Source organism: Microbacterium sp. SWDP-B6 (assembly GCF_059803615.1).
In genome coordinates this window covers 291,449-305,671 of record NZ_JAPFGV010000001.1, presented here as the reverse complement: position 1 = coordinate 305,671, position 14,223 = coordinate 291,449, and the positions used below count along the sequence as shown (strand labels likewise).

Genomic DNA, 14,223 nt, shown 5'->3' with positions numbered 1-14,223 from the left:
CTCGTGTCTGCAGGTCTAGTGGGCGGTCGCCCGCGCGAGCTGACGGGATCTCGCCGCACGGATGCGAGTGGTCCACGGAAGGAACCAGCCGATGAGCGGTCCCACGCCGAAGGCGAAGAGCACCGTGCCCACGCCGACCGGACCACCGAGCAGGAAGCCGATCAGCAGCACGCCGCCCTCGATCAGGGTGCGCACGAGCCACACCGGCCACCCGGTGCGACCCACGAGCCCCGTCATCAGGCCGTCCCGCGGGCCGGGACCGAAGTCCGCCGCGATGTAGAGCCCGGTGGCGAAGGCGAGCAGCAGCAGTCCCGCCACGAACATCGGTGCCCCGACCCAGATCGATGTCGGTGCGGGAATGACGGCGAGAGCCAGATCCGCGCTCGGCCCGACGAGCAGGGCATTGAGCAGGGTGCCCAGCCCGACGCGCTGCCGCAGGGGGATCCACAGGAGCAGCACGAGCACCGAGACCAGCACGGTGACGACGCCGTATCCGATCCCCGTCTGCCCCGAGACGCCGAGAGCGAGGACGTCCCACGGAGCGACGCCGATGCCTCCGCGCACCATCAGACCGAGGGCGACGCCGTAGAGGAACAACCCCACGAGCAGCTGCACGATGCGCTCGACGACGTCGCGTCGACTGGTGGCGCTGATCGGGAGGAGAACGGAACGAAGCTGCATCTCTCCATGCTGGCCCACCCATCCGTCTGGTTCACGAGACCACTCGGCGAGAAGTGGCCTGCTTTCTTCAGTCCACTTTGCGGCATCATGGACTCATGACCTCACGGCTCGTCCAGCAGCTCGGTGCCCACAACGTCGCCGGCGCCACAGCCAAGGCCCTCGCGGAGCACATCCGCGCATTGATCCTCGACGGTCGACTCACCGTGGGCGAGCGGCTGCCGAGCGAGCGATCGCTCGCGATCGAGCTGCGGCGGTCGCGTTCCACCACGACCCGTGTCTACGACCTCCTCGAGCGCGACGGCTACGTCTCTCGTCTGCACGGGGGCGGCACTCGCGTCACTCTGCCGCACACCGCGGCCCCGGCCGGCGGCGCAGCAGACGAGTCGGCCATCGACCTGTCGATCGCGTCGATGGATTCGACGCCTGGGCTGTACGACGCGACAGTGCGGTCACTCCCTCGGCTCGCTGCCATGCGCGGCACCAGCGGCTATTCACTGCAAGGGCTCCCCGAGCTGCGGGAGGCTGTCGCGCAGCGCTTCATCGAGCGCGGAGTGCCGACCGATGCGGACGAGATCATGATCACGTCCGGCGCGCTCAACGCGTTCAATCTGGTGCTCGCCTCGATCGGCCGGCGGGGCGAGCGCGCGCTCGTCGAGCAGCCCACCTTCCCGCATGCGCTCGAGGCGCTCCACCGCCACGGGTACCGGCTGCTGCCGACGCCGGTCGATGTCACAGGATGGGACGAGGGCCATCTCACCGACACCCTGCTGCGCGGACGCCCCCACCTCGCGTACCTGATCCCCGACTTCCACAATCCCACGGGGGCCACGCTCTCCGACGCCGAGCGGACACGCATCGCGGCCACGGCACGGAGCGTCGGCACACACCTGATCGTCGATGAGACGACCGCCGAGCTCGACATCGATCGCGACTGGACCCCGCTTCCCTTCTCCGCCTTCAGCCCGCTTGTGATCACCGTCGGCTCGATGTCGAAGATCGCCTGGGGAGGCATGCGCATAGGCTGGATCCGGGCGGACCGCTCGGTCATGACCCGTCTGCTCGCCACCCGTCCCTCGTTCGAGCTCGGCACCGCGCTGCTCGAACAGTGCATCGCCGTCGAGCTGCTGCAGGAGATGCCGGCGCTCACCGCGCATGTCGCGACACGCCTGTATGCCGGCCGCGAAGCCGTGGCGGCAGGACTCGGCTCCTTCGAGACCATCTCCATGCCACCCACGAGAGGCGGACTCTCCGCCTGGCTCGACCTCGGCGCCCCCGTGTCGACCGCCCTGTCGCTGGCCGCGCGTGCTCACGGACTGATCCTTCCGCCGGGGCCGCGGTTCTCGACGGGCGGCGTGCTCGAGAGGCGCCTGCGCATTCCGATCACCCTGCCGCCTGAGCGCACCGCCGAGGCGATGGGGCGACTGAGACTCGCGTGGGAGGACGTCATGACGGGGGGCCGCGCGGCCGGGGCCGAGATGCCACGCTCGGCCGTGATCTGACAGACGAAGACCCCGTCCCGGATGTTCGGGACGGGGTCTTCGTCATCTGTGGAACGGGGATTCGCCTTCTCAGCGTCCGGGATCGCTCACCGGCATCCGATACTCGCGCCTTCCCGTTCCAGGTCTGTGGGTCCGCCTAGCCGACCTTGTGCAGCCACACCACGCGGGCGTCGTCGCTCGCGTGACGGAACGGCTCCAGCTCCTCGTCCCAGGCGGAGCCGAGCGCGATGTCGAGCTCACGCTGCAGCTCGGTCGCGCTGCCTGCGGCGATCTCCATCGCATAGCGGATGCGGTCCTCGCCCACGACGATGTTTCCCGCGGCATCCGTCTGCGCATAGTGGATGCCGAGGTCGGGCGTGTGCAGCCAGCGTCCGCCGTCGCTGCGGGGTGTGGGATCCTCGGTGACCTCGAAACGGAGATGCTCCCACCCGCGGATCGCGGTTGCAAGAGCGGCACCCGTGCCGACCGGGCCGTCCCAGTAGAACTCGGCGCGTCGAGCGCCGTCGAGCACCGGCTGGTCGCTCCAGTCGAAGTTCACTGCGCGACCGATAGCGCGACCGACCGCCCATTCCAGGTGCGGGCAGAGCGCGCGAGGTGCAGAGTGGATGAACACCACTCCGCGTGCGTAAGCCGTCGCCATGATCTCTCCGTTTCATCAGGTGCGTCTTCCCCAACGACCTGAAACAACGAGAACTGGCGTGAATATGCGGTTGTGGGCCTATTCTCGCCCAGACCAGGCGAAATCACAAGCATGTGATTCACACGACGAAGGCCCCGGTCGCGCGGGACCGGGGCCTTCAGACCGCGAACGGCCGTTGATCAGACGAGGATCACGCCTCGCTCATGGCCTGCTTGACCTGCTGTCCCTTTGCGGCGTAGTACGCGGCGCGTGCGGCGTCGCGGCGGGCCTGCTCGGCGTATCCGGCCTCGAGAACCTCCTGCGGGACCTCGACGTTAGGCACGTCCTGCGTGCCGTGGTACTTCTCGATGTAGGCGTCGAGCTCGGGGCCGGACGTCCACGACGTGATGAGGCAGTAGCGCGGCTCCGTGCCCACGTGGGTCGCGGCGTGCCACAGACGCTGCGTGTCGACGATGAGCTGAGCGCCCGCCGGCAGAGCGATGCGGTACTCGATGCTCGGGTCGGTGCGGTTCTCGCGCAGGACGAAGAAGCTGTCCTTGTCGTCGCTGAGGTTGAAGAACCCGCGGACGACCCAGCCGGTGCCGTCGGGGTTCAGACGGTTGTTGTCGTCCTGGTGGAGGTTGTAGAGGCACTCGCCGTACGGAGTCGGCTGCAGCTCGATGACGCGGCAGCGACCGACGTTGGCACCGGGCTCCTGCGCGCGACGCGTGAGGTTGGGGGCCTTGGCGGTCTGCGAGTCGATCCAGACGCCGTCCTTGTCGGTGCGCGGCGGCTTGTGGTTCCAGAAGCCGTTGCACTCGATCTCGCCCTTGGCGCTGGCGAGAGGGGCGAAGCGGGTGTCACCCGACGACTTCCAGTCGTTGTACTCGATGTCGAGCCACTCCTTGGGGTCGAGCTCCTGGTTGTAGCTGTCGAGAACGACGAAGCCCTTGTCTTCGAGCGCAGCGGACTTGATGTATCCCATGATCTGAACCAGATCCTTTCATCGGGGGCCAGCACGTTTTAACAGGCCCTGATAAGGCAAGCCTAACAGGGCACTTCTGGAGCGCCGCCGAGGGCCGCCGTGAATAAGCGAATAGACTGAATCGGGCGCCTGGCGACTCCTCGGCGCACGGCGTTACGGGAGGACGAGACACCAGCATGAGCACTGCGACCAACGTCGAGGCGACAGCTGTCAACACGATCGAGTGGCTCGCAGAGGACTCCACGACCATCGTCGTGCCGGTGTACCAGCGTCAGTACAGGTGGGACATCGGCGGCTGCGAGCAGCTGCTCTCCGACGTCCGGGCCGTCGCCCGTGAAGACTCGTCGCACCGTCACTTCATCGGGTCGATCCTCTCGGCCGCCGACGACAGCGACGCCGACACCGACCTCGTGCTGATCGACGGCCAGCAGCGCATCACGACGCTGATGCTGCTGGTCGCAGCGCTCCGACATGCGGTTCAGGACTCCGATCCCCTGCTCGCCGCCGACCTCGACCGGGTGCTCGTGCGCCCGGACGACCCCGATCGCACCAAGCTGCGCCCTCACGACGCGTGGGCCGAGCTGTACGAGTCCGTGGTGCTGGAGCGCGATGTCCAGGCAGAGCGCGAATCTCGGTTCGATGACAATTACGCGTTCTTCCGCAGCCAGGTGCACGCCGACGAGGCGCCGCACATCTGGGCGGGTCTGAAGAAGCTCGAGCACGTCTCGATCACCCTCGGCGCCGACGCGAACGCGCAGCAGATCTTCGAGAGCCTGAACTCCACCGGCGAGCCGCTGCGCGATCACGAGCTCATCCACAACTACATGCTGATGGGGTTGACCCACGCCGAGCAGCTCGACGTCGAGGCGCGGTTCTGGCTCCCGATCGAGCAGCACACCGGTGAGACCATCGGCGCGTTCTGGCGGCACTACCTCGTGATGACGACGGGGCGCGAGGTGGCGGCCAACGGCGAGCACGGTGTCTACAGCGCGTTCCGACAGTCCTTCCCCCGCGTCGACCTCGATCACCTGCAGGCGGACGCCGAGGTCTGGCGCCACTACGCCGAGATCTACGGCATACTGCTCGACCCGTCTCTCGAGCGCGACCCCGAGATCGCTCGGCAGCTGCGATACGTGAACACCTTCGGCCGCGCAGCCTATCCGCTCGTTCTCCGCGTCTACAGCGATCACAGCCGCGGGCTCATCGGCCGCGACGAGCTCGTCGAGACGCTCGAGTGGATCCAGGCGATGTATCTGCGGCGCACACTCGTGAACCTGCCCAACGAGCGACTCGTGGCCCGCCTCTGCCGAGCGCGCGCGAACGGAAGAGAGGCACTGGCTCGAGCGTTCGCCCGGATCACGCCGTCGGACGAGCGCGTCAGCGCCGTGCTGAAGTACAGCGAGCTGCCGCATCCGGCCTATGTCCTCGGGCGGCTCGAGGGAGTCGACGACCCTGACGAGTTCGATGTGGAGCACATCGTGCCCTCAGTCCCCAGCGACAGCTGGTCGGGCGACGGCCAGCGTCCGTGGATCGACTACTCGGACGACGAGCGCAACGCGCATCGCGCGCTCGCCCCGACACTCGGCAATCTCACTCTGCTCGAGCAGTCGCTCGCAGAGCGGGTCTTCGGAGAGTCGTACTCCGTGAAACGGGACGCGGCGTATGCTCGCAGCTCCGTCCCCGAGACCAGTGCACTCGCTGCCACGGAGACGTGGGGAACGGCGGCCATCTCTCAGCGCACGATCCGGCTCACCGCCGATCTGCTGACGATCTGGGCCCGCCCCGCACTGCCCGAGATCGACGACGACGGGCTCACTCCCATCCTCGATGCGGTGCGCCGGCGCGGGTGGCCGGCCGGATGGGAGCGCGAGTTCGAGTATGTCGAGTACCGCGGAGAGCGCTGGGAGGTCTTCGACGTCAAACACCTCTTCAACCGTGTCTTCCGTCGCGCATGGACGGACACCCGCGATGCCGCCGTGTCGTACTGCGCCACCCACGGCGGCCCGATCTACGACTCGATGGCCTGGAAGGGGCAGTGGGATCAGCTGGACGATACCCACCACCTCTACATGGGCTGGGATTCGAACTACATGATGAACGCAGTGCAGGGCGTGCTCGACGAGGCGGACATCGCCTCGGAGGTCTTCGTCAAGTACTCCTACATCGGGAATGTGATGTGACATGACGACAACCATCCGCCGCCTCCTCGACCTGACAGTCGAAGAGCACACACTGACCGTCCCGCTCGTATGGGGAGATCCGACAGACACCCGCACGATCGACATCTTCGCGCGGGTCGTCACACGCGAAGGAGGCGAACGCCTCCCCTATCTGGTCTTCCTGCAGGGCGGGCCGGGCCACGAGGCCCCTCGACCGTTCCACTCGTCGACGTCCCCCGCCTGGCTCGACGAGGCCCTCGCGCACTATCGGGTCGTGATGCTCGACCAGCGAGGCACCGGGCTCTCGACGCCGGTCGGCGATGCCGATCTCGAGCGCGGCTCCGCTGCGGTCGCCGAGTACCTCACGCATCTGCGCGCCGATGCGATCGTCCGCGACTGCGAGGCGATGCGCGAGCACCTCAGCGCGGAGACGTGGAGCGTGCTCGGCCAGTCCTTCGGGGGATTCACGACCCTGGCCTACCTGTCCACCGATTCGGACTCGCTCGCCGATGTCTTCATCACCGGCGGACTCAGCACCGTCGACCGGCACCCCGACGAGGTCTACGCGCTCTGCTACGACAAGATGCGCGCCGCCTCCGAGCGGTATTACCGCCGGTTCCCCGAGCACCGAGACGTCATGCGCCGCTTGGTCGATCAGGCCGCGGCAGGCGAGATCGTGCTTCCCGACGGCGAAGTGGTCTCGCCGTCACGGCTGCGCTCCGTGGGCTCGGCGCTCGGCACGAATGACGGGTGGCAGACCGTATGGTCGCTGCTCGAGCGCGATCCCGCGTCGAACGCGTTCCGCCATGATCTGATGCACGCCATGCCGTACGGCGGCCGCAACCCGCTCTACTTCGCGTTCCACGAATCGAGCTACGCGAGCGGGCACGCCACACGCTGGTCGGCGGAACGCACAGAGCCGCAGGACTTCCGCGACGACGTCACACTGTTCACGGGCGAGCACATCCGCCGCGAATGGACCGAGACCGTGCCCGCCTTCCAGCCGTGGCGAGACGTCACGCTCGCGCTGGCGGACTTCGAGTGGCCCCGGATCTACAACGAGGTCGCCATCGCCGCCTCCGGTGCGACGGGCGCTGCCGCCGTCTATGTGAACGACGTCTATGTCCCGATGGAGTTCTCACTCGAGACCGCACGCCTGCTGCCCGGCGTCGAGCTCTGGGTGACCAGTGAGCACGAACACAACGGCGTGCGCTCCGGCCCTGTGCTGACGCACCTCATCGACCTCGCGCACGGACGACGCATCCGCTGAGCATCTCCGCCGGAATCCTCCTGCAGACGGATGCCGAGGCGGCGACGGCCGCATAGCCTGGTCTCATGGCCGACGCACTCGGGATGCTGCTCACGATCGCGATCCTCCTCGTCGTGGTGATCGCGATCGTCGTGGTGATCGTCGCGGTCTACGCGAAGGCGCCGCTCGAGAAGAAGTACGAGAGCGCAGGCGGCGGACTGGGCGGTTCGTTCGACGCGATCTGGATGCCGTCGGCACACGAGGCCGGGATGGAGCGCGATCGCCAGACGAAGCGCACCGCACCGGCGCCCGCTCCCGGCGACCCGCCCGGCAGGATCGACGGGGAACGCATCATCATCGACATCTGACCCCGCGATCCACCGGGATGAGACGACGAAGGCCCCGTGTTCCGAGGAACACGGGGCCTTCGAACGCGGTGATCGTTACTTGCTCGATCCGCCGAAGCCCTTGAAGCGCTGGTTGAACTTCTCGACGCGGCCGGCCGAGTCCATGATGCGCTGCTTGCCCGTGTAGAACGGGTGCGATGCCGACGAGATCTCGACGTCGATGACGGGGTACTCGACGCCGTCGAGCTCGATCGTCTTGTCGCTGGAGACAGTCGAACGGGTGAGGAACGTCTCGCCCGAGCCGAGGTCGCGGAACACGACTGCCTTGTACACGGGGTGAATGTCAGTCTTCATGGGATTCCTTAGTTGCTGCCCTGGATTGTGCCAGGGACGAGGGAAGTCTGCGGTGCAGAGAGCACCAAGGATCGATTCTATCAGATCCGCGTCAGGATGCCGCGCGGGCCGCGTAGCGGCCCTCGTCGCTGCTCAGAACGATCGGCATTCCGAACGTCTCGGTCAGCGTATCTGCGGTCAGGGTCTCGGCGATGGGTCCGGCTGCCACGATGCGCCCCTCGCGCATGAGCAGCACGTGCGTGAAACCGACCGGGATCTCCTCGACGTGATGCGTGACCATCAGCATCGCGGGTGTCGTCGGCGACGAGGCATAGCCGCTCAGGAGCGCGAGCAGCTCCTCGCGCGAACCGAGGTCGAGCGAGGCCGTCGGCTCGTCGAGCAGCAGCAGCTCGGGGTCGGTCATCACGGCCCGAGCGATCTGGACGCGCTTCTGCTCGCCGTCGCTCAGGGTTCCGAACGTGCGATCAGCCAGGTGGTCGAGACGCCAGTCGCCGAGCACCCGCAGCGCGCGGCGCTCGTCGATGTCCTCGTAGTTCTCGTTCCAGCGCCCCAGAACGGAGTACGCCGCCGTGAGCACCGTGTTCAGAACGGTCTCGTCGCGCGGCACGCGCTTCGCCATCGCCGACGAGGCGAAGCCGATGCGGGGCCGCAGTTCGAACACGTCGGTTCGACCGAGGGTCTCCCCCAGCACGGTGACCGCTCCGGAGGTCGGGTGCATCAGCGTGTCCGCCAGCTGGAGCAGTGTGGTCTTGCCGGCGCCGTTGGGTCCGAGGATCACCCACCGCTGATCATCGTCGACCTGCCAGGTCACGTGATCGATGATGTCGCGCCCCTCGCGGCGCACGACGACGTCGGTGAATTCCAAGGCGATCGACATGCCTCCAGCCTATCGGCTCAGGCGGTCAGCTCCGCGTAGAGCGCGCGCGTGGTGTCGGCGATCGCATCCCAGCTGAACTCGTCGCGCGCGCGCTCCCGACCGGCCGCGCCGTAGGCGCGAGCCTGCTCCGGATCGGACGTCACCTCGGTGAGCACGCTCGCGAGGTCGGCGACATAGCGCTCGGGGTCGACCGGCGTCCCTGTGCCGTCCTGCAGCTGCTCGATCGGCACGAGACGCCCTGTCACGCCGTCGTCGACGACCTCGGGGATGCCCCCGGTGGCCGTGCCGACGACCGCGGCACCGCACGCCATGGCCTCGAGGTTCACGATGCCCAGCGGTTCATACACCGACGGGCATACGAAGGTCGTGGCCGCCGTGAGGATCGCCGAGAGCTCGTCGCGCGGCAGCATCCGATCGATCCAGATGACCCCCTCACGGGTCTGCTGGAGAAGCCGCACGCCCTCCTGCACCTCCGCCATGATCTCGGGGGTGTCCGGTGCGCCGGCGCAGAGGATCAGCTGAACCTCCGGCGGCAGCAGACGAGCGGCCTGCAGGAGGTACGGCAGACCCTTCTGACGGGTGATCCGACCGACGAAGACGACAGACGGTCGAGTCGGGTCCATGCCGACCGACTCGAGGAACGCGGGGTTCTGCACCGGACGCCACCGCTCGACGTCGATGCCGTTGTGGATCACACGCACCCGGGCGGGGTCGACGGAGGGATAGCTGCGCAGGATGTCCTCGCGCATGCCGGCGCTGACCGCGATCACCGCCGCCGCGTTCTCGTAGGCGAGCTTCTCGATGCCGCTCGACACCGCGTATCCCCCGCCGAGCTGCTCTGCCTTCCAGGGGCGCAGCGGCTCGAGACTGTGGGCGGTGAGCACGTGAGGGATGCCGTGCAGCTGCGAGGCGAGGTGTCCGGCGAAGTTCGCGTACCAGGTGTGGCTGTGCACGAGGTCGGCGTCGGAGATGGCCGCCACGATCTCGAGATCGGTTCCGAGCGTCTGCAGAGCGGCATTGGCCGAGGCCAACTCCGACGGGGCCTGATAGGAGAAAGTACCCGCCTCATCTCGGGGAGAACCGAAGGCACGAACCTGTACATCGATATTCTGCCGCAGGGCCGTGACGAGCTCTGCGACGTGCACACCGGCACCTCCGTAAATCTCCGGCGGGTATTCCTTCGTGATCATCTCGACGCGCATGTCTAGACGGTAGTGACTCACTTGTCCAGATGCTAGTTAGCCGAGCCGAATCACATCTATTGTGGGTGCATGTCCGCACCAAAGAAGATCTTCGGCATCATCCTCGCCGGCGGCGAGGGAAAGCGTCTCATGCCCCTCACGGCCGACCGAGCAAAACCTGCAGTGCCTTTCGGCGGACAGTACCGATTGATCGATTTCGCGATATCGAACCTCATCAACTCGGGTCTGCGACAGATCGTCGTCCTCACGCAGTACAAGTCGCACAGCCTCGACCGCCACATCTCGCAGACGTGGCGCATGTCGGCGCTGCTCGACTCCTATGTCGCCTCCGTGCCCGCGCAACAGCGTCTCGGAAAGCGCTGGTTCTCCGGCTCGGCCGACGCGATCCTGCAGAGCCTCAACCTCATCAACGACGAGAAGCCCGACATCGTCGTCGTGATCGGTGCCGATCACGTCTATCGCATGGACTTCCGGCAGATGCTCGACGCGCACATCGAGTCGGGCGCGAAGGCCACCGTCGCCGGCATCCGCCAGCCGCTCGCGATGGCGTCTCAGTTCGGTGTGATCGACGCCGACACCGAGTCGGGCCGCATCAAGCAGTTCCTCGAGAAGCCGACCGACATCGCAGGGCTCGAGGACTCCCCGCACGAGGTGCTCGCCTCGATGGGCAACTACATCTTCGATGCCGACGCGCTGATCGCCGCGGTCGAGGCAGACGGCGAGTCCCCCACCTCCGGTCATGACATGGGAGGCGACATCGTGCCGTACTTCGTCGATCGAGGCGAGGCCGGCTACTACGACATGAAACGCAACGACGTCCCGGGGTCCTCCCCACGCGACCGCTCCTACTGGCGTGACGTGGGCACCATCGACTCCTTCTTCGACGCGCACATGGATCTGATCTCCACGCTGCCCATCTTCAACCTCTACAACATGGAGTGGCCCATCCACTCGCAGGCCGTGAACTCGCCGCCCGCGAAGTTCGTGCGAGACTCCGTCGGGCGTATCGGCAACGCGATCGACTCGATCGTGTCCCTCGGATCCGTGCTCTCGGGCACCCATCTCGAGCGCAGCGTCGTCGGCCCGTGGACTCTCGCCGGCGGCGGTTCGACCATCACCGATTCGGTCGTCTTCGACGGAGTGAGAGTCGGCGCCGGTTCCCGGGTGCATCGAGCCATCCTCGACAAGAACGTCGTGCTCGCCGACGGCGCGACCGTCGGCGTCGACCGCGAACGCGATCTCGCGCGAGGCTTCACCGTGACCGAATCCGGCATCACTGTGGTGGGCAAGGGGCTCTTCATCGATCGCTGAGGATGTCGGCCGAAGACCGCCGTGCACCGACCCGCGCCTTGCGGTCGATAGGCTCAGAGGCGTGACTGCCGCTCGATTCCTCGTCGTCCTCGATGCCGATTCCACCCTCATCCGCAATGAGGTGATCGAACTGATCGCCGACGAGGTGGGGCGCGGCGCCGAGGTGCAGGCAGCCACCGAAGCCGCGATGCGCGGCGAGATCGACTTCGCCACGAGCCTGCGCTCACGCGTCGCAGCTCTCGAAGGCGTTCCTGTCTCGGGTTTCGCTCGAGTGCTCGCCCGGATCGAGCCGACTCCGGGCGTGCGTGAGCTCACTGCCGCCGTGCATCAGCGCGGGGGTGTCGTCGGGGTCGTGTCAGGCGGATTCCACGAGATCCTCGACGATGTCGCACCGGAGCTCGGTGTCGACCGTTGGCGCGCCAATCGACTCGAGGTGGTCGACGGTGCTCTGGCGGGTCGGGTCGACGGCGAGATCGTCGATGCCGCCGTGAAGGCCGCCTCGCTGCTGGAGTGGGCGGACGAGCTCGGAGTGCCCCGCCACGCCACGATCGCCATCGGCGACGGAGCCAATGACCTGCAGATGATGGCGGTCGCGGGACTCGGACTGGCGTTCAACGCGAAGCCCGCCGTGCGCGAGGCTGCGAGCCTCGTCATCGGACCGCAGGATCTCTCCGAGGTCATCGCGCTGCTGCCCTAGCGGATGTCCGATGCCCCGTCTACCCTCGGGCGCATGGACATCATCCTCATCCCCGGTCTCTGGCTCGACGCGTCCAGCTGGAGCGAAGTGACCACCGATCTCGAACGCGCAGGGCACACCGTGCATCCGCTGACCATGCCGGGCGTGGGCCTCCCGGCCGCCGAGTCCGCTGACATCGGCATCGCCGACTGGGTCGACGCCGCTGTCGCCGCCGTGGACGCCGTCGCCGCGCCCGTGGTCGTCGTCGGTCACAGCGGCGGTGGCAACGTCGCCTGGGGCGTGGCCGATGCGCGGCCCGACCGCGTCTCGCGGGTGATATTCGTCGACACCGTACCGCCGCCGTCCGGATTCGGCATCAGCGAGTTCGAGATCGTGGACGGCGTCGTCCCGTTCCCCGGATGGGAGTTCTTCCCTGCGGAAGAAGTCGACGACCTCGACGAGGCGACCCGTGCGCGCACCGCGCCGCTCACGCACAGCGTGCCAGCGCGCGTGCCCACCGATGAGATCGAGCTCGGCCCCGGTGCGCGGCACCGGGTGCCGGTGACGCTGCTCATGGGAGGTCTCGACCAGGAGACTCTCGAGTCCGAGCTCGAGCAGTGGGGGCCGTATGCCGAAGAGTTCCGTGCGATCGACGATGCCGAGGTCGTGCGCATCGGCTCAGGTCACTGGCCTCAGTTCTCGGTACCGAACAGACTCGCCGCGCTGCTCGATGCGGCGATCACCCGCCGATGACGGTACGTCGTCGGTGGAGTGTCAGTGCCCCATGCCGAGGCCGCCGTCGACGGGGATGACAGCACCCGAGATGTACCCGGCGTCATCGCCTGCAAGCCACGTGACGACGCCGGCCACCTCATCGGGCGTCGCGAATCGCCCGGCCGGGATGTTCGCCTTGTACTGCTTCTGAGTCTCTTCGGGAAGCTCAGCGGTCATGTCGGTCTCGATGAATCCGGGGGCGACGACGTTCGCGGTGATACCGCGTCCGCCGAGCTCCCGCGTGAGAGAACGTGCGAAGCCGACGAGCGCACTCTTCGAGGCCGAATAGTTCACCTGCCCGGCCGAGCCATAGAGGCCCACGACGCTGGAGATGAGGATGACTCGGCCGAATCGAGCCCGCAGCATGCCTTTCGATGCCCGCTTCACGACGCGGAAGGTGCCTCCGAGGTTCGTCGCGACCACGCTGTCGAAGTCGTCCTCACTCATCCGCAGCAGCAGGGTGTCCTTCGTGATGCCGGCATTCGCCACGACGACTTCGACGGGTCCGAGCTGCTGCTCGACCTCGGTGAAGGCCGCGTCGAGCGCAGCGGCATCCGTGACGTCTGCACGCACCGTGAGAGTGCCCTCGGGGCCTTCGCCGCTGCGAGCCGTGACGGCGACGCGGTAGCCGTCCCTGACGAATCGTTCGGCGATCGCGCGGCCGATGCCGCGGTTTCCACCGGTGACGAGGACGACGCGAGAACTCATTTCCACTCCTGATCTGGCCGGTGCGGGTACGGCGGCCGGGTCGTCATCGATCCTACCGATGATGCTGTGACTCGTTCGGGTCGACGTTTGACAGAACAGCCGCGTGGCTGGAACGCTGAACCCGACGAAAGGCATCACCGTGAGCGACAACAGCATCCCGACCTCGGCGGACGGACAGCAGCCGACTCCCCCGGCGGCGCCTCTCGCACCGGCTCCGCCGGCTCCCGCGGCGCCCTCGGCGCAGCCGTACCAGGCGTATCCCGGTGCGGCGCCGTCGGTCGCTCCTTCGCAGGGGCACGCGACCCCGTCGCCGCAGCCGCCGCAGTATGCCCCGCAGCAGCCCTACGGCTCTGCTGTGGCTCAGCCGTACGCCGCCGCCCAGCCGCCGTACTACGGGGCGGCGTCCGCACCGGGTCAGCCCAGTGCCGGATATCCGAACTACGGCGCGGTGCCCTACCCCGCTCCTCGCCCCGCCAGCGGACTCGCGATCACCTCGCTGATCTGCGGAATCGCGGGCGTCGTCCTCTTCTGGGCGGTGGTGCCGCTGCTCGCGTCGATCGTGGCCGTCATCACCGGCCACATGGCGCTGCGACAGACGAAGGAGAACCCGGCGATCGGCGGCCGCGGCATGGCCTTCGCGGGCCTCATCATGGGGTACATCATGGTCGCGGTCCTGGTCGTCGGCATCGTCATGACGGTGATCGGCTTCCTCTTCTTCGGCGCCTTCACGCTGCCGTTCCTCTTCTCCGCCTAGCGGCAGACGGGCGAGCCGCGGAGCCCGC

At 67.4% G+C, this 14,223-nt stretch carries 15 protein-coding genes; 8 read left to right on the top strand and 7 right to left on the bottom strand.

Going from position 1 to position 14,223, the window contains the following annotated elements; translation table 11 throughout:
* Positions 1–15: 15 nt before the first annotated feature.
* A complete protein-coding gene (gene yczE, locus OPU70_RS01550; protein ID WP_042537522.1) occupies positions 16–681 on the bottom strand; it encodes a membrane protein YczE in 666 nt (221 codons plus the stop codon).
* 95 nt (positions 682–776) lie between these two features.
* Between yczE and yczR the strand changes: the two genes are divergently transcribed.
* On the top strand, positions 777–2,180 hold the full coding sequence (gene yczR, locus OPU70_RS01545; protein WP_042537524.1) for a MocR-like transcription factor YczR: 1,404 nt from the start codon (positions 777–779) through the stop codon (positions 2,178–2,180).
* Between the two features lie 136 nt (positions 2,181–2,316).
* Here the strand turns inward: yczR and OPU70_RS01540 are convergent, their stop codons facing one another.
* Together OPU70_RS01540 and OPU70_RS01535 are read right to left on the bottom strand one after the other, a co-directional pair.
* On the bottom strand, positions 2,317–2,820 hold the full coding sequence (locus OPU70_RS01540) for a DUF3145 domain-containing protein (RefSeq protein WP_042537526.1): 504 nt from the start codon (positions 2,818–2,820) through the stop codon (positions 2,317–2,319).
* Between the two features lie 190 nt (positions 2,821–3,010).
* On the bottom strand, positions 3,011–3,784 hold the full coding sequence (locus OPU70_RS01535) for a hypothetical protein (RefSeq protein ID WP_042537528.1): 774 nt from the start codon (positions 3,782–3,784) through the stop codon (positions 3,011–3,013).
* Between the two features lie 176 nt (positions 3,785–3,960).
* On the opposite strand from OPU70_RS01535, the gene OPU70_RS01530 reads away from it, so the two are divergent.
* From OPU70_RS01530 to OPU70_RS01520, 3 genes are all read left to right on the top strand, one after another.
* Positions 3,961–5,964: a DUF262 domain-containing protein gene (locus tag OPU70_RS01530; protein WP_498557020.1), complete on the top strand. Its 2,004-nt coding sequence runs from the start codon at positions 3,961–3,963 to the stop codon at positions 5,962–5,964.
* Position 5,965: 1 nt separating this feature from the next.
* On the top strand, positions 5,966–7,213 hold the full coding sequence (locus OPU70_RS01525; protein WP_042537532.1) for an alpha/beta fold hydrolase: 1,248 nt from the start codon (positions 5,966–5,968) through the stop codon (positions 7,211–7,213).
* Between the two features lie 65 nt (positions 7,214–7,278).
* Positions 7,279–7,560, top strand: coding sequence for a hypothetical protein (locus tag OPU70_RS01520; protein WP_042537534.1), 282 nt, complete (start codon positions 7,279–7,281; stop codon positions 7,558–7,560).
* 75 nt (positions 7,561–7,635) lie between these two features.
* On the opposite strand, the gene OPU70_RS01515 is transcribed toward OPU70_RS01520, so the two are convergent.
* From OPU70_RS01515 to glgA, 3 genes are all read right to left on the bottom strand, one after another.
* Positions 7,636–7,893 (bottom strand): type B 50S ribosomal protein L31, encoded by a 258-nt coding sequence (locus OPU70_RS01515; protein ID WP_042537536.1) that lies wholly within the window; start codon positions 7,891–7,893, stop codon positions 7,636–7,638.
* Positions 7,894–7,984: 91 nt separating this feature from the next.
* Positions 7,985–8,770 carry an ABC transporter ATP-binding protein gene (locus OPU70_RS01510; RefSeq protein WP_042537538.1) on the bottom strand — a complete coding sequence of 262 codons (786 nt, stop codon included), beginning with the start codon at positions 8,768–8,770 and terminating at the stop codon, positions 7,985–7,987.
* Positions 8,771–8,787: 17 nt separating this feature from the next.
* A complete protein-coding gene (gene glgA, locus OPU70_RS01505; RefSeq protein WP_042537541.1) occupies positions 8,788–9,972 on the bottom strand; it encodes a glycogen synthase in 1,185 nt (394 codons plus the stop codon).
* 69 nt (positions 9,973–10,041) lie between these two features.
* Here glgA and glgC point away from each other — a divergent pair, with 69 nt between their 5' ends.
* The 3 genes from glgC to OPU70_RS01490 all read left to right on the top strand — a co-directional run bounded on the left by glgC (position 10,042) and on the right by OPU70_RS01490 (position 12,712).
* Positions 10,042–11,283, top strand: a complete 1,242-nt coding sequence (gene glgC / locus OPU70_RS01500) for a glucose-1-phosphate adenylyltransferase (protein WP_498557019.1) — start codon at positions 10,042–10,044, stop codon at positions 11,281–11,283.
* A 61-nt stretch (positions 11,284–11,344) separates the two neighbouring features.
* Positions 11,345–11,980 carry a phosphoserine phosphatase SerB gene (gene serB, locus OPU70_RS01495; protein WP_042537545.1) on the top strand — a complete coding sequence of 212 codons (636 nt, stop codon included), beginning with the start codon at positions 11,345–11,347 and terminating at the stop codon, positions 11,978–11,980.
* A 33-nt stretch (positions 11,981–12,013) separates the two neighbouring features.
* Complete coding sequence (locus tag OPU70_RS01490) at positions 12,014–12,712, top strand: alpha/beta fold hydrolase (RefSeq protein WP_475123081.1); 699 nt, start codon at positions 12,014–12,016, stop codon at positions 12,710–12,712.
* 21 nt (positions 12,713–12,733) lie between these two features.
* Here OPU70_RS01490 and OPU70_RS01485 read toward each other — a convergent pair whose 3' ends face one another.
* The gene (locus OPU70_RS01485) at positions 12,734–13,441 is read right to left on the bottom strand and encodes a beta-ketoacyl-ACP reductase (RefSeq protein ID WP_042537549.1); all 708 of its coding nucleotides are present in this window, start codon (positions 13,439–13,441) and stop codon (positions 12,734–12,736) included.
* Positions 13,442–13,544: 103 nt separating this feature from the next.
* On the opposite strand from OPU70_RS01485, the gene OPU70_RS01480 reads away from it, so the two are divergent.
* Positions 13,545–14,195 (top strand): DUF4190 domain-containing protein, encoded by a 651-nt coding sequence (locus OPU70_RS01480; protein ID WP_498557018.1) that lies wholly within the window; start codon positions 13,545–13,547, stop codon positions 14,193–14,195.
* The last annotated feature ends 28 nt before the right edge of the window (positions 14,196–14,223 follow it).